Below are 21,266 nucleotides of genomic sequence, written 5' to 3'. Positions count from 1 at the left end.
CCGTTCCCCACGGCCGGACACTGCCGGTTGGGGATCACACGGATGAAGCGCATGCAGCGTTGGGGAATGGGCGTGCTGGCGTTGTGCCTGGCGGGCAGCGCGATGGCGGGGGAACCGATCGAGATGCGGTTGGCAGGCGATCGGGGCGTGCGTTTCCTGTTCCCCGAACCGATGCAGACCCTCGCATCGCAAAGCGACACGCCACGCGCGACGTTCACGCCGGCTTTGCCGCTCGCCGGTTGTCACTGGGCCAACGACACCGAGCTGAGCTGCCAGTTCGTCAAACCCCTCCCGCGCGCCACCGCATTCCGCGCCACGTTGCCAGCCGGCCTGCGCACGGTGTCGGGCGCGCCGCTGCCGTCGGGCGAACTGCGTTTCGAAACCGAGCGGCCGAGCGTGTGGATCGAGCGTCGTTGGAACGACGGCCGCCTGCATTTCGAGGTGCACGCATGGTTGGGCATCACAACGGCCGCCATCGCCGATGTGTTGCGCATGACGGTCGACGGCAAGCCCGTGCCGGTGTCGCTGCAGGAAGTGGTCTCGCCCTACGGCGGGCCGATCTATCGCCTCGATGCGCCCGCGGTGACCCATGAATCGACGCTGGAACTGCGCATCGTCCCGGGCCTGGTTTCCACCGAAGGCCCGTTGCGCGGCACGCAGGACCAGGTGCGATTGCGCGCGATCATCGGCGAGCCGTTCCAGGTGCGCGGCGCCGTGTGCGCCGGCGCGAACGCACCCATCATCGCGTCGGTGCGCAACGGCGCGGTCGCCCTGGACGACTGCGTGCCCGGCGAGCAGGTGCGCGTGCTGTTCTCGCGCCCGCTCGACAGTGCCTCGGTCAATGCGTGGCATGCGACCTGGGGCGAGCGCCTGCACCGCAAGGGCGACACTTTCGAGCCGTCGTATCGCACCTGGCGCGAACCCGATCCGCCGGAACGCTCGCCCGCGGCATCGATTTCCTTCACGGTCGATGCCATCCACGCCCATCAAACGCTCGCGATTCCCGCATTGCGCGCGAACGACGGTACGACCGACACCACGCCCGTCACGCTGACCGTCGGCACCACCGGTCCGCGTCCGTCCTTCGATGCGCCCTTCACGCGCGCCTTGCTGCTGCCCGACGGCGACCCGGGCCTGCGTTCCGTGAACGCACCTCCCGTGCGCGTCGAGACCGACACGATCGCGCGCACGACGACGCATGCATCGACGACAACCACGCAATCGCCCGAAGCGGGCGCACCCGTCGCGATTCGCGAAGTTCGCCGCGCGCTGGACGAATCGGGTTACGCGCGTATCCAGTCCTTCGGTTCCGAAAAGCGCGCGACATCGGAAGGCCGCATGCACGCATCCGCGCCGGATTTCGACGTGTACGCGCGCATCGGCCGACGTGGCGTGCTCGTCTGGGCGAACGCATGGGAAGGCGACGCGCCGATATCCGGTGCGAATGCGACGCTGCTCGCGCTGGACGACACCGACAAGGAAGCGCGCGTCGTCGCGAGCGGCACGACGAACGCGCAGGGCGTGGTACGCCTGGCATTGCCCGCGGCGTATCGCATGCGAACCGACAAGGACGGCAAACCGATCCGCCCCGACTGGTTCGTGCGAGTCGAACGCGGCCGCGGCCACGCCCTGCAACGCGCCGTGTTGCCGATCGAGACGACGTATTGGGAGGCCGACCTCGGCGCGGATCCGCGCACGGCCACGTGGGGCGTGACCGATCGCCCGCTGTATCGCGCCGGCGACACCGTGCGCTGGACCGTATGGACCCGGGAGGACGACGGCCTGCATTACACCGCGCCCGGAAAACCGCAGTCGCTGCCGCTGGTGCTCAAATCCAGCGAATCCAGCAACACGCTGCTGTCGTGGTCGTCCGACTTCGACGTCCACGGGCGTGCCACCGGCGAGACCATCATCCCCATCCACGTGCCCGACGGCGACTACTGCATCGCGAGCGATGACGACGACGCCGTCTGCTTCCACGTCGGTACGTTCCGCACGCAGGACCTGTGGGTGCGCGCATCGAGCAAGCAGGCGCTCGTGAAGCCGGGCGACACGTTCGCATTCGACATCGCGTCGGGCTTCTATTCGGGCGGATCCGGCGCGGGCCTGGTCGTGGAGAACGTCGAGGCCGAGCTTGCGGCCGATTCGCCCGCGCACGCCTACCCGCAATGGCGCGACTACATCTTTGCGCGCGGGAAGATTGATTCCGAATCGATCGACGACATCGACGCACTCGGGGGCCGCACCGATGCGAAGGGCAACGCCACGCTGAAGCTGCCGCTGGGTGAAGACTTGCGCACGGTGGACATTCCCTTCGGCACGCTCAGCGTCTCCGCCGAAGTACATCCGGCCGATCGCGAGGGCACGAGCAGCAACAGCGTCGAAGTGCCGTACGCGGCGTTCGCGCGGTATGTCGGCCTGAAGGTCGGGATGGCCTACGATTCCAGCGGTCCGGTGACGCTGACCGGCGTGGTGATCGATGCCGCGGGCCGCGAGATCGGCGATCAGTCCATCGAAGTCGACGTGACGTTCATTGCGTCCGGCGGAACGAAGCCATCGCCGGTCCACGCCTGCACGATCGGCTCGGGCGTTGCGACTGAATGCACCTTCCCGCGCAAGCGCAGCGGCCTGTACACGATTCGCGCGCGCAGCGCAGATGCCGCTCCCGCGATCGTCGAGCGTTACGTGTACGTCTCCGGCACCGCGCAGACCGATGCCAAGCCCGCGCGCCTGCAGGTGACCCGCCTGGGCGAGGAGACCGTCGCCGGCGAACCGATCCGCATCGAGGTGACCGCGCCGCACGTGCCCGCGCGCGCGCTGGTGCTGATCTCGCACGGCGACGAGGTGATCGCGCATCGCGTGGTGACGCTCGCCTCCGCTGTGCAACTGGTCGAGTTGCCGACGACAGCCGACACCCCGCGTCGCCTGAAGGTCAGCGTCCTCGTGCGCCGCACCGATGCACCACCGTCGAAGGTCGCCTTGCCGGCGGGCTTCCGCCGCCCGATCGCGAGCGAAACCGCCAGCGTCGATCTGGTCGTGAAGCAGGCGGACACCGCGTCGCCCGTCTCGCTCGCCTTCGAACGCGCGCAGTCCGCGCCCGCGCAGACGGCGCGACTGGTGTTGCGCAACGACAGCACGCAGGCACGCGCGGTCACCCTGGCGGTGACGGACGACGCGCTGCGCGCGCTCGGTGCGCAATGGCTCGAAGCGATGGATCCGGTGAAGTCGGGCTTCCGGGAGCGGCACGGCTGGTTCTCCGGCGGCGGGATCGAAGCAGGCTTCGAGGGCTGGAACGCGCTGCCGTTGCGGTGGCTGCTGGCGCGCTCCGACGACACGACGTGCCTGGACATGCGACTGGGCGAGTGCGTGATCACCGTCGTCGGGAATGGCGCGATCAATCCGATCGACGTGACTTCCGTGGAGTCCACCACGATCCTCACCGCCGAGCAGTTGTCGCGGATTCCCGTGCCGCGCGACACGACCAGCGTCGCGCTGCTCGCGCCGGGCACCGTGCGCAAGGCGTCGGGTCCCGAGCTGGCAGCGGTCGAAGTCGCCGGAGCGACGAGGGGCTACGCGGCGCCGCCCGCGCCGCCGCCCGCCGACGCCTCCGAAGCAACGCCGCGCTCCGGCGCGCCACGCCCGGAACGCAGCCCTCCTGCCGACTACGGCGCGGCGCTCGCGCGCATCCGCACCGACTTCGCCGACACCGCGTTGTGGCGCACCGACATCGTGCTCGCGCCGGGCGAATCGAAGACCGTCGAATTCGTCGTGCCCGACAACCTCACGCGTTGGCGCGCGGTGGCCTGGAGCCACGACGACGCCGACGATTTCGCAATGACCGATGCGACGCTGGAAGTCGGCCTGCCGGTCGAAGCGCGCCTGCAAACGCCGGTGCGCGTCTATCCCGGCGATACCTCGCGCATCGCCTTGAACGCGCGCCAGATCGCCGAACAGGATTCGAAGGCCGAAGCGCGCATCACCATCGTCGACGGCGACGCGTCTTCGGACCGCACGGCTACGTTGTCGTTGCCCGCGAATGGGCAGGCGAGCTTCGGCACGTCGATCGCGCCGACGCAGACCGGCGCGCTGCGCATCGTCGGTGCGACCGCGACGCCGGCCGGCAAGGATGCGGTGGCGGCGACGATCGATGTCGCGTCCACGGCGGTCCTGGGCACGAAGACGCAGGCGGGCTGGATCGGCAAGGCACCGATGTCGCTCGAACTCCCCGCACTGCCGCACGGCGCGCACGACGCGCACGTCGACGTCAGTGTGTGGCGTGGCGCGAGCGCGCTGGTCGACGGGTGGACCGAAGACATGCGCGTGTACCCGCATCGGTGCTGGGAACAGATCCTGAGCCGCGCGGTCGCCGCGGCGCTTGCGATCGAACGCAAGGATCCGTCGTGGCCCGACGCCGATACCGTGGTGCGCGAAGCGATCGACAACGCCGGCGCGTTCCAGCTCGACGACGGCAGCATGGTGTACTTCAACACCGCCACGCAGCACCAATGGGACGACGGATTCGCGCGCGGCACGGTGCCGCTCACGGCCTACACCCTCGATGCCTTCGCGTTGCTGCGTTCGCTCGGCCATGCGCCCGACCCCGCCATCGAAGCGCGTGCGCGCGGCTTCCTCGACGCGTCGAATCGCTGGGGCGTCGACAAGCCCGAGGCGAAGAACGAGCGTGCGATCGCCGCGGCGGTCGTCGACCTGCCGGCCCAACGTTCGACCATCGCGGAGGAATTCGATGCGCTCGCGCTGCCCGCGCGCGTCGCCGCCGCGCGTGCGCTCGCACGCGCCGATGCGCCTGAATCCGAAGGCGCGTTCGCCAAGCTGCTGGCGCTGGCACCGCAACGGGGCGAAGCACGTTCGCTCGACCGCGGCACGCGTTACGACCGTTGGATGAGCTCGTCGCTGCGCGAACAGTGCGAACTGATCCGCCTGCTCGAGGACTATCCGCGCTTCGCACCCGAGGGCGCGCGGCGTGCGCTGATCGCCGGTCTGTCCGACCTGTATGCCGGCGGCGTGGCGCGGATCGACACGCAGTCGGCCGCGTCCTGCCTGCGCGCGCTGCGGACCGAAGGCACGTCCGGGATGGCTTCGCGGATCGTCGTCGATGCAACGGTGGGTGCGCAGTCCGACCGCATCGCCGTCGATGCGGGCCAAGTGCGCAACGCACACACCTTCGCGATGCCGGCCGGCGGCGCGGTGACGGTCGCGCCCGTCGAACGGCCCGATTCGCCCGTCGCGTTCCTCGCCCGCGTCGAATACCAGGAAGACGCGCGGCAGGCGCAAGCCTCGGCGATGGGCTTCTCGATCGCGCGCCTGTACGAAGTGAAACGCGGGGCGAAGTGGGTGCCGCTGAATGGGGGCGCGTTGCGCGAGGGCGACTGGGTGCGCATCACGCTCACCATCGACAACGCCGATGCGCGGTACTTCGTCGCGGTCACCGACGACCTGCCCGGCGGCCTGCGCCCGATCGACATGGACCTGTCCGGCGTCGCCGGCGCCTCGCGCTTCAGCGACGGCGATGGCGGCAGCTACTTCGACGAACGCAAGCTCGACCCGCGCAAGCCGAAGTTCTACGCCCAGCGCCTCCCGGCCGGGCACCACGCGATCCGGTACTACGCCCGCGTCGGCAACAGTGGCGATTACCTCGCCGCCCCCGCCGTCGTCGAGCTGATGTACGGCGAATCCGCACGGGCCCGCACGGCCGCCGACCGCATCCGCATCGCCGACCCGAAGTGAGGAAATCGCGCGGATCGTCCGCGAACCGCGACATCCGTCCCCTGCACGAGACCATCGGCAGGGGCCGGAGACCCGGGTGGGTGCGCTAGGATCGGGCGCTTCGGTGTCCATGTCTGGAGCAGGGGAATGGGTGTGAAGCTGGATCGCGGCGCTTGCGCGCTGGTCATCGGCGCGGGTGTCGCGCTGTCGTCGGGCGCCTTCGCCCAATCGCCTGCGAAGGTCACCGCCGCGGATTACGACCGCGCCGTGAAGATGCTTTCGCCCAACACGATGCCGCTGGTGGACCACGCGGCGCAGAACATCACCTGGCTCGACGACAAGACCTTCGTCTGGTTCGACAACGACGCCAACGGCGTGCGCGTGGTCAAGACCGACGCGACGACCGGCAAGTCGGTCGCCGCCTTCGATGTCGCGCGCATGGCCAAGGCGCTGGCCTCCGCCACCGGCAAGCCCGTGGACGCCAAGCGCATCGACAAGACCCTCTACGGCGTCGGCCTGAATGCGGACGGCCGCTACGATTTCTCGGTCAAGGGCACGCACTACCTGTGCGAGGTCTCCAAGCCGCGCTGCGTCGCCAAGCCCACGACGAAGGGCAAGGCCGGCGACGGCCCGGGCAACGCCTCGCCCGACGGCAAGCGCGAAGCCTTCATCCGCGACTGGAACCTGTGGGTGCGCGAGACGGCCACCGGCAAGGAAACGCAGCTGACCACCGACGGCGTCGAGGACTTCGGCTACGCCACCAACAACGCCGGCTGGGTGCACGACGACAGCGCGATCCTGGTGTGGTCGCCCGATTCGTCGAAGATCGCCACCTTCCAGCAGGACCAGCGCAAGACCAGCACGATGGCGCTGGTCGGCACCAACGTCGGCGCGCCGAAGATCGAAACGTGGAAGTACCCGTTCGTCGGCGACAAGGACGTGACCATGATCGAGCGCGTCGTCATCGACGTGCCGACGGCGAAGGTCGTGCGACTGAAGATGCCGGCCGACCAGCATCGTTCGACGCAGTGCGACGACGTGAGCTGCTTCGGCGGCTGGGAAGACGTGCAGTGGAGCAAGGACGGCAAGACGCTCGCCTTCGTGTCCACCTCGCGCGACCACACCAAGAGCTGGGTGCGCACGGCGGATGCCGCCACCGGTGCCGTGAAGGACATCTTCGACGAGAGCGCGAAGAACTGGTTCGAGTCGGGCATCAACGCCATCAACTGGCGCTACCTGCCCGAGAGCAACGAGATCCTGTGGTGGAGCCAGCGCAGCAACTGGGGCCACCTGTATCTGTATGACCTGGGCACCGGCAAGCTGAAGCGCCAGGTGACCGAGGGCGACTGGAACGTCGCCGAGGTGCTGCGCCTCGATCCGGCCTCGCGCACGGTGTGGTTCACCGGCGTCAACCGCGAGGAAGGCCACCATCCGTATCACCAGCATCTGTACAAGGTGAACCTCGACGGCGGCGCGCCCGCGCTGCTCTCGCCGGAAGATGCGCAGCACGCGTTCAAGCTGTCCGACGACGGCAAGTACGTGGTCGACTCGTATTCGACGACCGCCGTGCCGCCGGTGACGGTGCTGCGCGATGCCAACGACGGGAAGGTGCTCGCCGAAATCGCGAAGGCCGACATCACGCGCTTGAAGGCCGCCGGCTGGGTCGCGCCCGAACCGATCGTCGTCAAGGCGCGCGACGGCAAGACGGACCTGTACGGCATGCTGTTCAAGCCGTCGAACTTCGATCCGAACAAGAAGTACCCGATCGTCAACTACGTCTACCCCGGTCCGCAGGTCGGCTCGGTGCGCACGTACGGCTTCGCGCCCTCGCACGGCGACAACCAGGCGCTGGCCGAACTGGGCTTCGTCGTCGTCGCCATCGACGGCATGGGCACGCCGTATCGCTCCAAGGCCTTCCACGACGCGTACGCGAAGAACATCGGCGACAACACGCTGCCCGACCAGGTCACCGGCATGAAGCAGCTGGCCGAACGCTTCCCGTGGATCGACCTGTCGCGCGTCGGCATCTGGGGCCACTCCGGCGGCGGCAACGCCACGGGCACTGCGCTGTTCCGGTATGGCGACTTCTTCAAGGTCGGCATCGCCGAAAGCGGCAACCACGACAACCGCAACTACGAAGACGACTGGGCGGAGAAGTGGCAGGGCCTGCTGGTCGCGGGCAAGGACGGCAAGTCGAACTACGACGACCAGGCCAACCAGAACCACGCCGGCAAGTTCAAGGGCAAGCTGCTGCTCATGCACGGCCTGATGGACGACAACGTCCCGCCGCAGAGCACGCTGCTCGTCGTCGACGCGCTGATCAAGGCCAACAAGGATTTCGACCTGTTGCTGCTTCCCAACGCGCGCCATGGTTACGGCGAGTACTCGCCGTACGTCATGCGCAAGCGTTGGGATTACTTCGTCGAGCACCTGATGGGCGCGGAGCATCCGGACGCCTATGAGGTGAAGTTGCCGAAGTAAGGCGCCGCTACGGCCATTTCACGCGGTTGGAGACGGGGCTTCAGGCCCCGTCTTCGTTGGTGAAATCGGCGTGCAGGCGATCGTGTATCGTCTCCTTCACATGACCGCCGCCGCCGACAACGGATATCGCGATCGCCTGCGGGGTGCCACCGGCACCGCGCACGTGCGGCTCGACACGCGCTTCGCGCAGGGGCTGCGCACCCACGCGCAGTACCGCACCTACGTGCTCGGCATGCAGGCCTTCGTCGCCAATGCCGAGCGCGCACTTGCCTGCGCGATGCTCGGTCCGGCCTGGCGCGCCTGGCGCGATCCGGCCCGCACGCAATGGCTCGACGACGATCTGCACGCGATGCAGGTGCCGGCGTTGGCCGAGGGTCCGGCGATGACCGTCGGCAGCGACGCGGACGCGGCCGGCCTGTTCTACGTGATCGAAGGCTCGGCGCTCGGCGCGACACAGTTGCTGGGCGATGCGCAGGCGCTGGGCCACGGCCCCGGCACGGGCGCCACGTTCCTCTCGCGCCATGGCGGTTTCGGCGCGGGCAAGCGGTGGCGCGCGTTCGTCGCCGATCTCGAGCGCGCGGCCTTCGGCCCCGCCGACGAGCGCCAGATGCTCGCCTCCGCCGCGCGCGCCTTCGCGTGCGCCGAATTCGAATTCCACCGCGCGGACCTCGCGCACCAGGGCGTAGAAGGACGCTGATCCATGGACCACGTGACACCGCGCCCGCAGCCGGGCGCCGACGCCGATTGCGCGCGCGAACCGATCCACCTCAGCGGTGCGATCCAGCCCCACGGCTATCTGATCAGTTGTTCGATGCCCGACTGGACGGTGCGACACGCCTCGGCCAACGTCGCCGAACTGCTCGACCTGTCCCCGGACGACGTCATCGGGCACAGCCTGCGCGAACACGTCGCCGACGAGGTGTTGCAACCGCTGCTGGAAGTGCTCGACCTGATGGAGCCCGGCGCGCCGCCGCAGCGCGCGGCCATCGGCAACATCGGCGCGATGGCGCACCTGTGCGATTTCGTCGTGCACGTCGCGGGCAAGTTGGTCCACATCGAACTCGAGCCGCGTACCGTCAAGCCGCAAGGTCAGACCCCGACGGTGGTCGCGCAGCGCATGATCGCGCGCGTCAGCGGCAGTGCCGACATGCGCGGTTTCCACCAGCGCACCGCGGAGGAAATCCGCCAGCTCACCGGCTACGACCGCGTGATGATCTACCGCTTCCGCCACGACGATGCGGGCGAGGTGATCGCCGAAGCGCGCGCCGACGACATGGAACCCTTCCTCGGCCTGCGCTATCCGGCCTCCGACATTCCCGCGCAGGCGCGCGCGCTGTACGTGCGCAACCGCATCCGCGTGATCCCCGATGTCGCGTACGCGCCGGTGCCGATCGTGCCGGACCGTGATGCCGACGGTGCACCGCTCGATCTGAGCCAGCACATCCTGCGCAGCGTCTCGCCGGTGCACATCGAATACCTGAAGAACATGGGCATCGGCGCCTCGATGTCGATTTCCATCGTCGACAACGGCCGCCTGTGGGGGCTCATCGCCTGCCATCACCGCACGCCGCGCCTGGTGCCGCCGTCGATCCGCGCCGCCGCCGAGATGTTCAGCCTGTTCGTGTCGATGCGCGTGAGCGCGGCCGAGCAGGAAGTCGCGGGCAGGCAGGACGACCGCGCGCGCGACGCGCGCGAACGCCTCGCGCTGCGCCTCTCCGGCGCCGATGGTGCATCCGCGCTTGCCGCCGCGATGCCGATCCTCGCCGACATGCTCCCCGCCGAGGGCATTGCGTTGCGCAGCGACGGGCGTTGGACGACGCACGGGCGCACGCCGTCGATCGAGGGCCTGGCGCATGCGCTGGAATGGGCGCGCACGCAGGGCGTCGATCGATTGCCGGCCGTCGAGCACGCCACGTCGTGGGCGCTTCCGCTTGCGAACGATGGCCTGGCCGGCGTGCTCGCCGTGCCGTTCGGGCGCCGCGACGATTGGTTGTTGTTCTTCCGCGTCGAGCAGGTCGAAGACGTGGTGTGGGCGGGCGATCCGCACAAGCCGATGGTGCCCACCGACGACGGCGTGCGCATCGCGCCGCGCAAGAGTTTCGCGAGTTGGCGAGAGACGGTGCGCGGTCACGCGACGCCGTGGACCGACGCCGAACGTGGCGCCGCCGAACGATTGCGCTGGTTGTTGCAGGAGCGTCCGTGGCAACCGCTGCCCGACGAGTCCGATGCCGGCAACGTCAGCGACATGCGCCTGTTCCGGCGCCGCCACGTGATCGCCGAGCAGAAGTCGCGCCTCGACCAGCTCGGCGCCTTGCTGGACGGCATGGGGCATCTGGAAGACGAGGAGACCGCGCGCATCGGTGCGCGGATCGCGGAACTCGAGGCGGAACTGCGCGCATTGATGCACGGCAGCGCGGTCGGCTGACCGCTTGCGCGCGGCGAACGGCCGCCGTTACCCTCGACGGCCGAGTTCCCCTGCAGAAAAATCCCCCATGTCCGACGTCGCTCCCCGCACCCGCGGGCTCAATCCGCTGCCCACGCTGATCTTCTCCTCGCGCTGGCTGCAGTTGCCGCTGTACCTGGGGTTGATCGTCGCGCAGGGCGTGTACGTCTACCTGTTCGTCAAGGAACTGCTGCATCTCATCGCCGAGACGCCGCGCCTGGGCGAGCAGGAGATCATGTTGATCGTGCTGGGCCTGATCGACGTGGTGATGATCAGCAACCTGCTGGTGATGGTGATCGTCGGCGGTTACGAAACCTTCGTCTCGCGCCTGCGCCTGGAAGGACATCCGGACCAGCCGGAGTGGTTGAGCCACGTCAACGCGAGCGTGCTGAAGGTCAAGCTCGCCATGGCGATCATCGGCATTTCGTCGATCCACCTGCTCAAGAGCTTCATCGAGGTCGGCATGGTCGGCGGCCTGCCGCTGTGCAGCTCGCCCGACGGCATCGCCGCGGTGCGCGCGATGACCGAGTCGGGCCTGACAATGAAGGCCTGCACCACCATCACCCAGGCCGGCGTGATGTGGCAGACGATCATCCACAGCATCTTCATCGTCTCGGCCCTCGGCATCGCCTGGACCGACAAGTTGATGACGCACGCGGCGAGCAAGCGCGAACACGCGCACGCACACTGACCGGGATTGGCGGCGTCGCACCGTAAAATAGCGAGATGGATGTCTCCCACCTGCTCGACGCGCTGAATCCGGCCCAGCGCGAGGCCGTCACCGCGCCCGCCGGGCACTATCTGGTCCTCGCCGGCGCCGGCAGCGGCAAGACGCGCGTGCTGATGCATCGCATCGCGTGGCTCAACGAAGTCATGGGCGTGCCGCCGCACGGGATCCTCGCCGTGACCTTCACCAACAAGGCCGCGGGCGAGTTGCGCCATCGCGCGGAGCACCTGCTGCGCCACGGGTCGCGCGGGATGTGGATCGGCACGTTCCATGGACTGGCGCATCGCCTGCTGCGTTTGCACTGGGCCGACGCGGGATTGCCGGAAGGCTTCCAGGTGCTGGATTCCGACGACCAGCTGCGGATGGTCAAGCGTGTCGTGCAGCAGCTCGAACTCGACGACACGCGTTTTCCCCCGCGGCAGATCGCGTGGTGGATCAACGCGCAGAAGGACGAAGGCCGCCGCCCGCAGCACATCCAGCCGGGCAGCGACTGGTTCATGGACACGATGCGCAAGGCCTACGAGGCCTACCAGGAACGCTGCGACCGCGCGGGCCTGGTCGATTTCGCCGAGCTGCTGCTGCGCGCGCATGAATTGTTGCGCGACAACGCGGGGTTGCTGGCGCACTACCGCCATCGCTTCGGCGAAGTGCTGGTCGACGAATTCCAGGACACCAACGCCATCCAGTACGGCTTCGTGCGCCTGCTCGCGGGCGAAACGGGCCACGTGTTCGTCGTCGGCGACGACGACCAGGCGATCTACGGCTGGCGCGGCGCGAAGGTGGAAAACGTGCAGCGCTTCCTGCGCGATTACCCCGGCGCCACCACGCTGCGCCTGGAACAGAACTACCGCTCCACGTCCAACATCCTCAACGCCGCCAACGCGGTCATCACGCACAACCCCGATCGCCTCGGCAAACAGCTGTGGACCGATGCCGGGGAGGGCGAGCAGATCGATCTCTACGCGGCGTACAACGAAATCGACGAATCGCGCTACGTCATCGAGCGCATCCGCCAGTGGGTGCGCGACGGCGGCAGCCACGGCGATTGCGCGATCCTGTATCGCAGCAACGCGCAGTCGCGCGCCTTCGAAGAAGCCCTGCTGGGCGAGCAGATCCCCTACCGCGTCTACGGCGGACAACGCTTCTTCGAGCGCGCGGAAATCAAGGACACGCTGGCGTACCTGCGCCTGGTGGCCAATCGCGCGGACGACGCGGCGTTCGAGCGCGCGGTCAACACGCCTGCGCGCGGCATCGGCAGGCGCACGCTCGACGAAGTGCGCCGCACCGCACGTGCGAACAGCCAGACGCTGTGGGACGCCGCGCGCGCGACGAGCGAAGGCAACGCGATCGCCGCGCGTTCGCGCAATGCGCTCGCCGGCTTCCTGTTGCTGATCGAAGGCCTGCAGGTGGAGACGGCCGCCCTGCCGTTGCAGGAAAAGATCGACCACGTGCTGATGCGCAGCGGCCTGCGCGAGCATTACGCCAACGAATCGAAAGGCCAGCTCGACTCGCGCACCGACAACCTCGACGAACTCGTGTCGGTGGCCTCGCGCTTCGTGCACGGCGACGACGAGGAATCGGCGGCGCTCAGCGAGCTCGTCGCGTTCCTCAGCTACGCCGCGCTGGAAGCGGGCGAAGGCCAGGCGCAATCGGGCGAGGATGGCGTGCAGTTGATGACGCTGCACAGCGCGAAGGGCCTGGAGTTTCCGCTTGTGTTCCTCGCGGGGCTGGAAGAAGGCCTGTTCCCCAATACGAAATCGCAGGAAGAACCCGGGCGCCTGGAAGAGGAACGCCGCCTGGCGTACGTCGGCATCACGCGCGCGCGGCAGAAACTCGTGCTCACGTTCGCCGAGGCGCGCCGCATCCACGGCTCGGACATGTACGGCATTCCCTCGCGCTTCCTGCGCGAGATCCCCGGGCCATTGATCAACGAAGTGCGCCCGCGCGTGAAGGTGGCGCAGCCCTATCGGCCGCATTCGGGGCGCCGCGACGTCGCGATGCCGGCGGTCGACGTGCCGCCGGTGAAACTCGGCGCCAACGTGCGGCACCCGACGTTCGGCACGGGCGTGGTGACCGATTACGAAGGCAGCGGCCCGCACGCGCGCGTGCAGGTCAACTTCGACGATGTCGGGGCGAAGTGGCTGGTGCTGGCGTACGCGAACCTGTCGCCGGCCTAGCGCGCGTCCGCGACGGACGCCTGCAGCGCACTGGCCAGTGCCGCATCACCGCTGACCAGCGCGGTCCATGCCAGTTCGAGGCCCTTGCGACGGCCCTTCTCGACGAGCTTCAGGCCCTCGGGGCCGATCGTCAGCGTGTACACCTGGTCGCCGATCTGCACCTCGCGGCGCATGGGCTTGTCGAGCTTGGTCATCGCGGTCTCCGATCCGGGGGCGAAGGGTCACCAGCCATAGAGCTTGAAATACACCGGCACGTTGCGCGTGCCATCGCTGTTGCGATCCAGTCGGCCGTCGCCGTCGGCGTCGGTCACGTAGTACGTCGGGCCGTTCTTCGGCACCACGCGCACCATCGCGAGCGAGCCGTTGACGCGGTACTCGGTGACGATGTCGCCGTTGGATTCGGTGCGCGTGGCCTGCTCCGACCCTTCGGGGATCGGCGGCGGCGCGTTCGGATCCTGCGGGGCGGTGGCGCAGCCTGCCACCAGCGCCAGCACGGCGACTGCGGCGAGCGTGCGCACGGGACGATTGCGGGCCATTGGCGACCTCCTCCCTGCGGATACGGAACTGAAGCATACGCCCGGCCGTTGTCGGCCCGATGTGCATGGCGACGGGCGGGCGCGGCGTAGAATCCCCCGATGCCAAGACTGGTCCTGATCGACGGGTCCTCGTACCTGTACCGCGCGTTCCACGCGCTCCCGCCCCTCACCAACAGCGCCGGCGAGCCCACCGGGGCCCTCTTCGGCGTCGTGAACATGCTCCGCGCCACGCTCGCCGAGCAGCCGGACTGCGCGGCCTTCGTCGTCGACGCGCCCGGCAAGACCTTCCGCGACGATCTGTATCCCGAGTACAAGGCCAATCGTTCGGCGATGCCGGACGACCTGCGCGCGCAGGTGCAACCGATGTGCGAGATCGTGCAGGCGCTCGGGTTCCCGATCCTGCGCATCGACGGCGTGGAAGCCGACGATGTCATCGGCACGCTCGCGCTCGAGGCGGCGAAAGCCGGCAGCGACGTGACCATCTCCACCGGCGACAAGGATTTCGCGCAGTTGCTGTGCCCCGTCGACGGCGGCGGCAACATCCGCCTCATCAACACGATGAGCGGCAGCGTGCTGGACACCGACGAAAGCGTGATGGCGAAGTTCGGCGTCCACGCGCACCAGATCGTCGACATGCTCGCGCTGATGGGCGATGCGATCGACAACGTGAAGGGCGTGGACAAGTGCGGGCCGAAGACGGCGGCGAAGTGGCTCGCCGAGTACGGCTCGCTCGACGGCGTGGTCGCCAACGTCGACAAGATCGGCGGCAAGATCGGCGAGAACCTGCGCGCGGCTTTGCCGCGCCTGCCGCTCAATCGCACGCTGGTGACGATCAAGACCGATGTCGCGCTGGATGCGGCCGCGCATCAACTCACGTTGCGCGAGCGCGACGTCGAAACGCTGAAGGTCCTGTACGCCCGCTACGGGTTCAACGCCGCGCTGAAGGAACTCGGCGGTACGCCGCCGGCGGCGAGCGAACGCAAGGTCTCGATGCGCGGCACCGAGGCCGGCTGGGCGCGCACGGGCGCGGCGCCGATCGAGGCGCCGGAGCCCGCGCTCGGCGAGAAGGGCGCGTACGAAACGGTCCTCACGCGCGAGCAGTTCTCCGCGTGGCTGGGCAAGCTGCAGGCGGCCGATGCCTTCGCCTTCGACACCGAAACCGATTCGCTGGACGCGCTGTGCGCGAACCTGATCGGCCTGAGCGTGGCAACGCAGGCGCATTCGGGCGCCTACATCCCGTTCGGCCATGAATATCCCGGCGCGCCGGCACAGCTGTCGCGCGACGAAGTCCTGGACGCCCTGCGCCCGATCTTCGCCGATGCAACAAAGAAGAAGATCGGCCAGCACGGCAAGTACGACCTGCACGTGCTGCGCTGCCACGGCATCACGGTGCACGGCTACGACGAAGACACGATGCTCGAAAGCTTCGTGTTCAACGCCGGTGCGAGCCGCCACGACATGGACTCACTCGCCAAGCGCTACCTGGGCTACGACACCGTCCGCTACGAGGATGTCGCGGGCAAGGGCGCCAAGCAGATTCCCTTCTCGCACGTGTCGGTCGAAGACGCCACGCGCTACGCGGCCGAAGATGCCGACGTCGTGCTGCGCCTGCACTCGGTGCTGCGCCCGAAGGTGGCCGCCGAGCCGTCGCTCGACCGCGTGTACCGCGAGATCGAAATCCCGCTCGTCCCGGTGCTCGAGCGCGTCGAAGCCAACGGCGTGCTGGTCGACGCGGCCGAACTGCGCCGCCAGTCCGCGGACCTCGGCAAGCGCATGCTGGAAGCGCAGCAGCAGGCCACGCAGCTCGCGGGCCGCACCTTCAGCCTCGATTCGCCCAAGCAGGTCGGGCAGTTGCTGTTCGACGAACTCAAGCTGCCGGTGTCGGTAAAGACTTCCACCGGCCAGCCGAGCGTGAACGAAGAAGCGCTCGAAGCGCTCGCCGACCTGCACGAGCTGCCGAAGATCATCCTGGAATACCGCGGCCTGGCGAAGTTGCGCAGCACCTACACCGACAAGCTGCCGGAAATGGTCAATCCGAACACCGGCCGCGTGCACACCAGCTACCACCAGGCCGGTGCGGCGACGGGGCGCCTGGCCTCGTCGGACCCGAACCTGCAGAACATCCCGATCCGCACCGACGACGGCCGCCGCATCCGCAAGGCGTTCGTCGCGCCGGAAGGCCGGCGCATCGTCGCGCTCGACTACTCGCAGATCGAGCTGCGGATCATGGCGCACCTGTCGGAAGACCCGAACCTGCTCAAGGCCTTCACCAGCGGCGCGGACATCCATCGCGCGACGGCCGCCGAAGTGTTCGGCAAGGCGATCGACGATGTGTCGAGCAACGAACGCCGCGCGGCCAAGGCCATCAACTTCGGCCTGATGTACGGCATGAGCGCCTTCGGCCTGGCGCGGCAGCTCGGCATCGGCCGAGGCGAGGCGCAGGACTACATCGCGCTGTACTTCTCGCGCTACCCCGGCGTGCGCGATTACATGGAGCGCACGCGGCAGGACGCGCGCGACAACGGCTACGTGGAGACGGTGTTCGGCCGCCGCCTGCACCTGGAGAACATCCACGCGCGCAACCAGGGCCTGCGGGCCGGCGCCGAGCGTGCGGCGATCAACGCGCCGATGCAGGGGACGGCCGCGGACATCGTGAAGCGCGCGATGATCTCGATCGACGGCTGGCTGGCGGGCGACAAGCGCGCGCTGATGCTCCTGCAGGTGCACGACGAACTCGTGTTCGAAGCCGATGCGGCGTTCGTCGACGATCTCGTCGCCGGCGCGCGCGAGCGGATGGCCGCGGCGGCCGAACTGCGCGTGCCGCTCGTCGTCGATGCGGGCACCGGCGCCAACTGGGACGAGGCCCACTGATCAGCTTGTCGCACGGATTAGGTTTGTGAGGGCGTGCTTCACGCCATGAATTCAAACTGAATCCAACGGGTTATTAACGTGAATCTTCACGAACCATCCATGTATGGAATGGTCATATAGCTCGCGTCAGATGCAAGGTCTGACGCAGATCTCTCCCTCCCCTGGAGTGATCCCCGGAGCGCGACTCCTCCCCAAGTCCCGCTCCCCAGCCCCGCCGGTCTCCCCCTGGCCTGCGGGGCTTTTTATTGCCTGCGTTTTTTGCGGCGTGCAATAAAGTGGGCCAAGGCCGCTTCGGGGGAACCGCATGTTCGAGCTATCCATGCCCGTCTGGGAGTACGTGCGCGCGGTGGTCGTCTACGTCGTGCTGCTCGGCATGATCCGCATTTCCGGCAAGCGCACGATGGGCCAGTTCACGCCCTTCGACGTGTTGCTGATCGTGCTGCTCGGCAACGCGGTGCAGAACGCGCTGTTGGGCAAGGACACCTCGCTGCTGGGCGGGCTGTTGCTCGCGGCGGTGTTGATCACGCTGAACTGGACGACGGGCTACGTCGCCTCGCGCAGCCGCCACGCCGAGCAGGTGATCGAAGGCGTGCCGGTCGTGCTCGCGCGGGACGGACGATTGTTCGAACAGGTCCTGCGCCGCGAACTGGTGAGCAGGAACGATTTCGACGAAGCGTTGCGCCAGGCCGGGGAAATCACGCTGGACGACGTGCACTTCGCGATCCTGGAAACCGACGGGCGCATCAGCGTCGTGCCGAAGCGCAAGTCCGCTTCAGGGGACGACGAGCTCGCTTAGCCAGTCGCGCGGACGCAGGTAATCGGCCAGCCGCGCTTCGCTGCTGCCCGCGTCCGGCGTGAACCCGTATTCCCAGCGGACCAGCGGCGGCAGGCTCATGAGGATCGATTCGGTGCGCCCGCCGCTCTGCAGGCCGAACAGCGTGCCGCGGTCGTACACCAGGTTGAACTCGACGTAGCGCCCGCGCCGGTACAACTGGAAATCGCGCTCGCCTTGCCCGAAGGGCGTGTCCCGGCGGCGTTCGACGATCGGCAGGTACGCCTCCAGGAAGCCGTCGCCGACCGCGCGCTGGTAGGCGAAGTCGCCTTCGAAATCCTGGTGGAGGTCATCGAAGAACAAACCGCCGACACCGCGCGTCTCGTCGCGATGCTTCAGGAAGAAATACTCGTCGCACCACCGCTTGTGCGCGTCATAGCGGGCCTGTCCGCCGAAGGGTTCGCACAGCGCGCGCGCGGTGCGATGCCAATGCAACACGTCCTCGTCGAAGGGGTAATACGGCGTGAGGTCGAAGCCGCCACCGAACCACCACGCGACCGTTTGGCCGTCGCGCATCGCGCGGAAGTGGCGGACGTTGGCGTGCGTGGTCGGGATGTACGGGTTGCGCGGATGGAAGACCAGCGAAACGCCGACCGCGCGCCACGTGGCGCCGACGAGCTCGGGGCGTGCGGCCGTCGCGGAGGGAGGCAGCTTCGTGCCCGAGACGTCGGAGAAGCCGATGCCCGCCTGCTCGAACACCGCACCGTCGCGCAGGATCCGCGTGCGGCCACCGCCGCCTTCCGCGCGTACCCAAGTGTCCTCGCGGAAGCGCGCGGCACCGTCGGCGCCTTCGATGGCCGCGCAGATGCGGTCCTGCAAGCCGGTGAGGTAATCGCGGACGCGGGCGAAGCCGGCGTCGTCTTCCTGGGTCGCGGGCGTTTCCATGCGCGGCATTCTAGCGAGGCCGCGCGGCGGCGCCGTCATTCGCGCAGGCGCGGAACCCCGTGTTCGTCGCGGATCTCGATGGCGGCTTCATCGGCGATGCGGTCGCGCAGGCCGCGGTTGGGCAGCGCGAGCGTGGGCTCGCCGCGCACGGCGCGGAGCGCATTGGCGTAGGACAGGCGCGCGGATTCGGCATCGCCGGCGGCGGCATACCCTTCGGCCAGCGCTTCCCATGCGTGCGCGCCGCCGCCTTGCGCGACGGCGCGATGCAGCGTGCCTTCGGCCATCGGCCAGGGTTGCAGGCGGGCGAGTGCGCGCAGCGTGGCCGGGCTTTCGGGATGCGCCGCGAGCCAGGCTTCGAGTTGCGCGCGGCGCGCCTCGGGGGAGTCGACGGGCAGCGCGCCGTAGGTCTCCACCAGCGATTCGTCCCAATGCGCCGCAAGCGCCTGTTCGATCTTGCTCGCCGCGGCCGCATCCCAGCGCATCGCGGACGCGCGCTCGGCGTAGGCGCCGACGACATCGGGATCCGATTGCAGCGTCTTGGGCAACGCATCCCAACGGTCTGCGAGTGCGTTGGCGTCGGGCGCGCCGGCCAGCGATGCGGCGGCCCAATGCGACTGGAGTTCGTCGAGATGCGCCGGCGAGGCCGCCTGTTGCTGGCGCAAGGCGCCGAGCATGCCGTAGGCCTCGTGCGCGCGGCCGAGCGCACCCAGCGCATGCGCGCGCAGCATCAGTCCGCGCGGCGCCAGCGGCTGCGCATTCGGTGCGTCGAGGATCGCGAGCGCGGTCGTCGGGTCGCCCTCGTCGAAGGCGCGTTGCGCGCGCGCGATCGCGCTGGCCAGCGGGGCGCGTTCGGTCAGCGCATCGAGGTGGCGGAGGGCTGCGCCCGCGTCGCCGCGTGCGTCCGCCGCGTGCGCCGCGGCGACCAGCGCCACCGGTGCGGCTTCGTCGCGTTGCGCCGCGAGTTCGAGTTGCTTCTCCGCACGCGCCCAGTGGCCGAGATGCAATGCGCCCAGGCCATCGGTGAGCCGCAGCCGCGCCTGGCGATTGCGGAAACCGCGCCAGCCGCGGAACGGCAACGCGAGCACCGTCCACAGCAACCACAGCGCGAACGCCGCGATGACGAGCAACAGCGCCGCGCCGACGACGGTGCTGCGGTAATCGTGTCCCCGGAAGCGCACGAGCACTTCGCCCGGATCCTGCACCAGGACCTGCGCGACCAGCGCGCCCACCAGCGCGAGCGCGAGCCAGAACAACAGGTTGCGGAACAGGTTCATGCCAGGACTCCTGTCAGCGCGCCCGCATGGAGCGCAATTGCGCGAGCGTCGTGCCCACGACCGGCGAGGCGATGGCGAGCGGCTGCGCGCGCAGCGACCGCAGGATGGCGCGCTGGGCGCGCAGTGCAGGTGAATCCGGCCACAGGCGCGGCAACCACGTGTCGGCGCGTGCGAGCGCGGCCTGCCAGGCCACGGCGTCGCGACGTTCCAGCGCTGCGCGGGCGAGGGTCAGTTCGATACCAAGCGCTTCCATCGCCGCGCTGCGGTCGCTGGCGGCGCGCAACTGCACGCGGTCGCTGGGTTGGACTTCGACCAGGCGCGAGGCGACGCGCTGCCACCACGACTTGTCCGCGTCGCCGTCGCTGGCCTGCGCGGCGGGGAGGCGCGCGAGTTGCGCTTCGAAGGCAGTCAGTTTCGACGCGGAATCGCGCACGGGATCGACGCCGCGCGCATCGAGCGACGCGCGTTCCTGCGCGAGCGTCTGGCGCAACGTGAGATACGCGGGGTCGTCGATCCCGTCGAGCATTCCCGCCGCGAGGGCGTACGCGCGGCGCGCGCCATCAAGGTCGGAGGCGAGCTGCAATCGTTGCTGCGCCATGCCGAGCAGCATCTCGACTTCGTCCAGGCGGATGGCCTGCGCGCCGTGGCGGTCGGGGTCGGCGAGCTTCGACACGCTGTCTTCCAGCAACGCCGCGCGCTGGCCGACGCCGAGCAGTTCGTCGCGCAATACGCGGTTCGTCGCTTCGGCCTGCTGGAGGCGTTGTTGTTGCGCGCGTTGTTCGCCGCGCAGCGTGGTGATGCGGTCTTCGAGCGCGCCCATGCGTTGCGCGGCATCGTCGGCGGCCGCGCGCTGGTGTTGCGCGCGCGTGTTCCATGCGTGCCACGCCCATGCGCCACCGAGCGCGAGCAGCAACAGCAACAGCCACGCGATGGGCGCGCGGGAGCGACGGACCGGCGGTTCGGGCGAGGGGTCGGTATCGAGCACGGTCGAGGGTGTCGCGGAGGGGTGCGGCGATGCTACCGGATGCCGCGTCGTGAGCGGCCATCACGCGCGGCCACCAGGTCCGCGGGGCGGGCGCCGGCGGCGATGCGGATGTCTCCGAAGCCCAGTGCGCGCGCTTCGTCGGCCAGGCGCGGACTGCCGGCAAGGACGCGTGCCGCGCGTAGTTTCCGTTCGAGATCCGCGGGCGCATGTTCGACCAGGGTGCGCAGGGCCTCGCCACTGCTCAAGGCGATCGCCCAGCGGCCGCGGGCGTGGCGCAGCGCGGCGAACGCGCGGGGCACCGGCGCGATCGGTTCCCGCGCATAGACGTCGG

General features: G+C 68.9%; 13 protein-coding genes and 1 pseudogene. 8 read left to right on the top strand and 6 right to left on the bottom strand.

Annotated elements, in window-relative coordinates; genetic code table 11:
- Positions 1-51: 51 nt before the first annotated feature.
- From LF41_RS08560 to uvrD, 6 genes are all read left to right on the top strand, one after another.
- Complete coding sequence (locus LF41_RS08560) at positions 52-5,745, top strand: alpha-2-macroglobulin family protein (protein ID WP_152599960.1); 5,694 nt, start codon at positions 52-54, stop codon at positions 5,743-5,745.
- Between the two features lie 126 nt (positions 5,746-5,871).
- Positions 5,872-8,205, top strand: coding sequence for a S9 family peptidase (locus LF41_RS08555; RefSeq protein WP_036168607.1), 2,334 nt, complete (start codon positions 5,872-5,874; stop codon positions 8,203-8,205).
- A 100-nt stretch (positions 8,206-8,305) separates the two neighbouring features.
- The gene (locus tag LF41_RS08550; RefSeq protein WP_036168605.1) at positions 8,306-8,902 is read left to right on the top strand and encodes a biliverdin-producing heme oxygenase; all 597 of its coding nucleotides are present in this window, start codon (positions 8,306-8,308) and stop codon (positions 8,900-8,902) included.
- Between the two features lie 3 nt (positions 8,903-8,905).
- Positions 8,906-10,630 carry a GAF domain-containing protein gene (locus tag LF41_RS08545; protein ID WP_052116259.1) on the top strand — a complete coding sequence of 575 codons (1,725 nt, stop codon included), beginning with the start codon at positions 8,906-8,908 and terminating at the stop codon, positions 10,628-10,630.
- A 67-nt stretch (positions 10,631-10,697) separates the two neighbouring features.
- Positions 10,698-11,339 carry a TIGR00645 family protein gene (locus LF41_RS08540; protein ID WP_036168603.1) on the top strand — a complete coding sequence of 214 codons (642 nt, stop codon included), beginning with the start codon at positions 10,698-10,700 and terminating at the stop codon, positions 11,337-11,339.
- Between the two features lie 35 nt (positions 11,340-11,374).
- Positions 11,375-13,552 (top strand): DNA helicase II, encoded by a 2,178-nt coding sequence (uvrD, locus tag LF41_RS08535; RefSeq protein WP_036168601.1) that lies wholly within the window; start codon positions 11,375-11,377, stop codon positions 13,550-13,552.
- On the opposite strand, the gene LF41_RS08530 is transcribed toward uvrD, so the two are convergent.
- Together LF41_RS08530 and LF41_RS08525 are read right to left on the bottom strand one after the other, a co-directional pair.
- Positions 13,549-13,746 carry a hypothetical protein gene (locus LF41_RS08530; protein WP_036168599.1) on the bottom strand — a complete coding sequence of 66 codons (198 nt, stop codon included), beginning with the start codon at positions 13,744-13,746 and terminating at the stop codon, positions 13,549-13,551. The genes uvrD and LF41_RS08530 overlap by 4 nt on opposite strands.
- A gap of 27 nt (positions 13,747-13,773) precedes the next feature.
- Positions 13,774-14,088 carry a DUF2782 domain-containing protein gene (locus LF41_RS08525; protein WP_052116258.1) on the bottom strand — a complete coding sequence of 105 codons (315 nt, stop codon included), beginning with the start codon at positions 14,086-14,088 and terminating at the stop codon, positions 13,774-13,776.
- A 99-nt stretch (positions 14,089-14,187) separates the two neighbouring features.
- Here LF41_RS08525 and polA point away from each other — a divergent pair, with 99 nt between their 5' ends.
- Positions 14,188-16,959 (top strand): DNA polymerase I, encoded by a 2,772-nt coding sequence (polA, locus tag LF41_RS08520; protein WP_036168597.1) that lies wholly within the window; start codon positions 14,188-14,190, stop codon positions 16,957-16,959.
- Positions 16,960-17,263: 304 nt separating this feature from the next.
- The gene (locus tag LF41_RS08515; RefSeq protein WP_036168595.1) at positions 17,264-17,755 is read left to right on the top strand and encodes a DUF421 domain-containing protein; all 492 of its coding nucleotides are present in this window, start codon (positions 17,264-17,266) and stop codon (positions 17,753-17,755) included.
- On the opposite strand, the gene hemF is transcribed toward LF41_RS08515, so the two are convergent.
- From hemF to LF41_RS08495, 4 genes and pseudogenes are all read right to left on the bottom strand, one after another.
- Positions 17,732-18,676 carry an oxygen-dependent coproporphyrinogen oxidase gene (gene hemF, locus LF41_RS08510; RefSeq protein WP_052116257.1) on the bottom strand — a complete coding sequence of 315 codons (945 nt, stop codon included), beginning with the start codon at positions 18,674-18,676 and terminating at the stop codon, positions 17,732-17,734. The genes LF41_RS08515 and hemF overlap by 24 nt on opposite strands.
- Before the next feature lie 35 nt (positions 18,677-18,711).
- Complete coding sequence (locus tag LF41_RS08505; RefSeq protein WP_036168593.1) at positions 18,712-19,950, bottom strand: heme biosynthesis HemY N-terminal domain-containing protein; 1,239 nt, start codon at positions 19,948-19,950, stop codon at positions 18,712-18,714.
- A 13-nt stretch (positions 19,951-19,963) separates the two neighbouring features.
- Entirely contained in the window at positions 19,964-20,935 is a 972-nt protein-coding gene (locus tag LF41_RS08500; protein WP_036168591.1) for a uroporphyrinogen-III C-methyltransferase, read from the bottom strand.
- 32 nt (positions 20,936-20,967) lie between these two features.
- A pseudogene (locus LF41_RS08495) lies at positions 20,968-21,266 on the bottom strand (hypothetical protein); the annotation flags it as partial.

The sequence above is a fragment of the Lysobacter dokdonensis DS-58 genome (assembly GCF_000770795.1).
GTDB classification, from domain to species: domain Bacteria; phylum Pseudomonadota; class Gammaproteobacteria; order Xanthomonadales; family Xanthomonadaceae; genus Noviluteimonas; species Noviluteimonas dokdonensis.
Note: the sequence above shows the minus strand (reverse complement) of the source record. Positions and strands in the feature narration are given on the sequence as shown.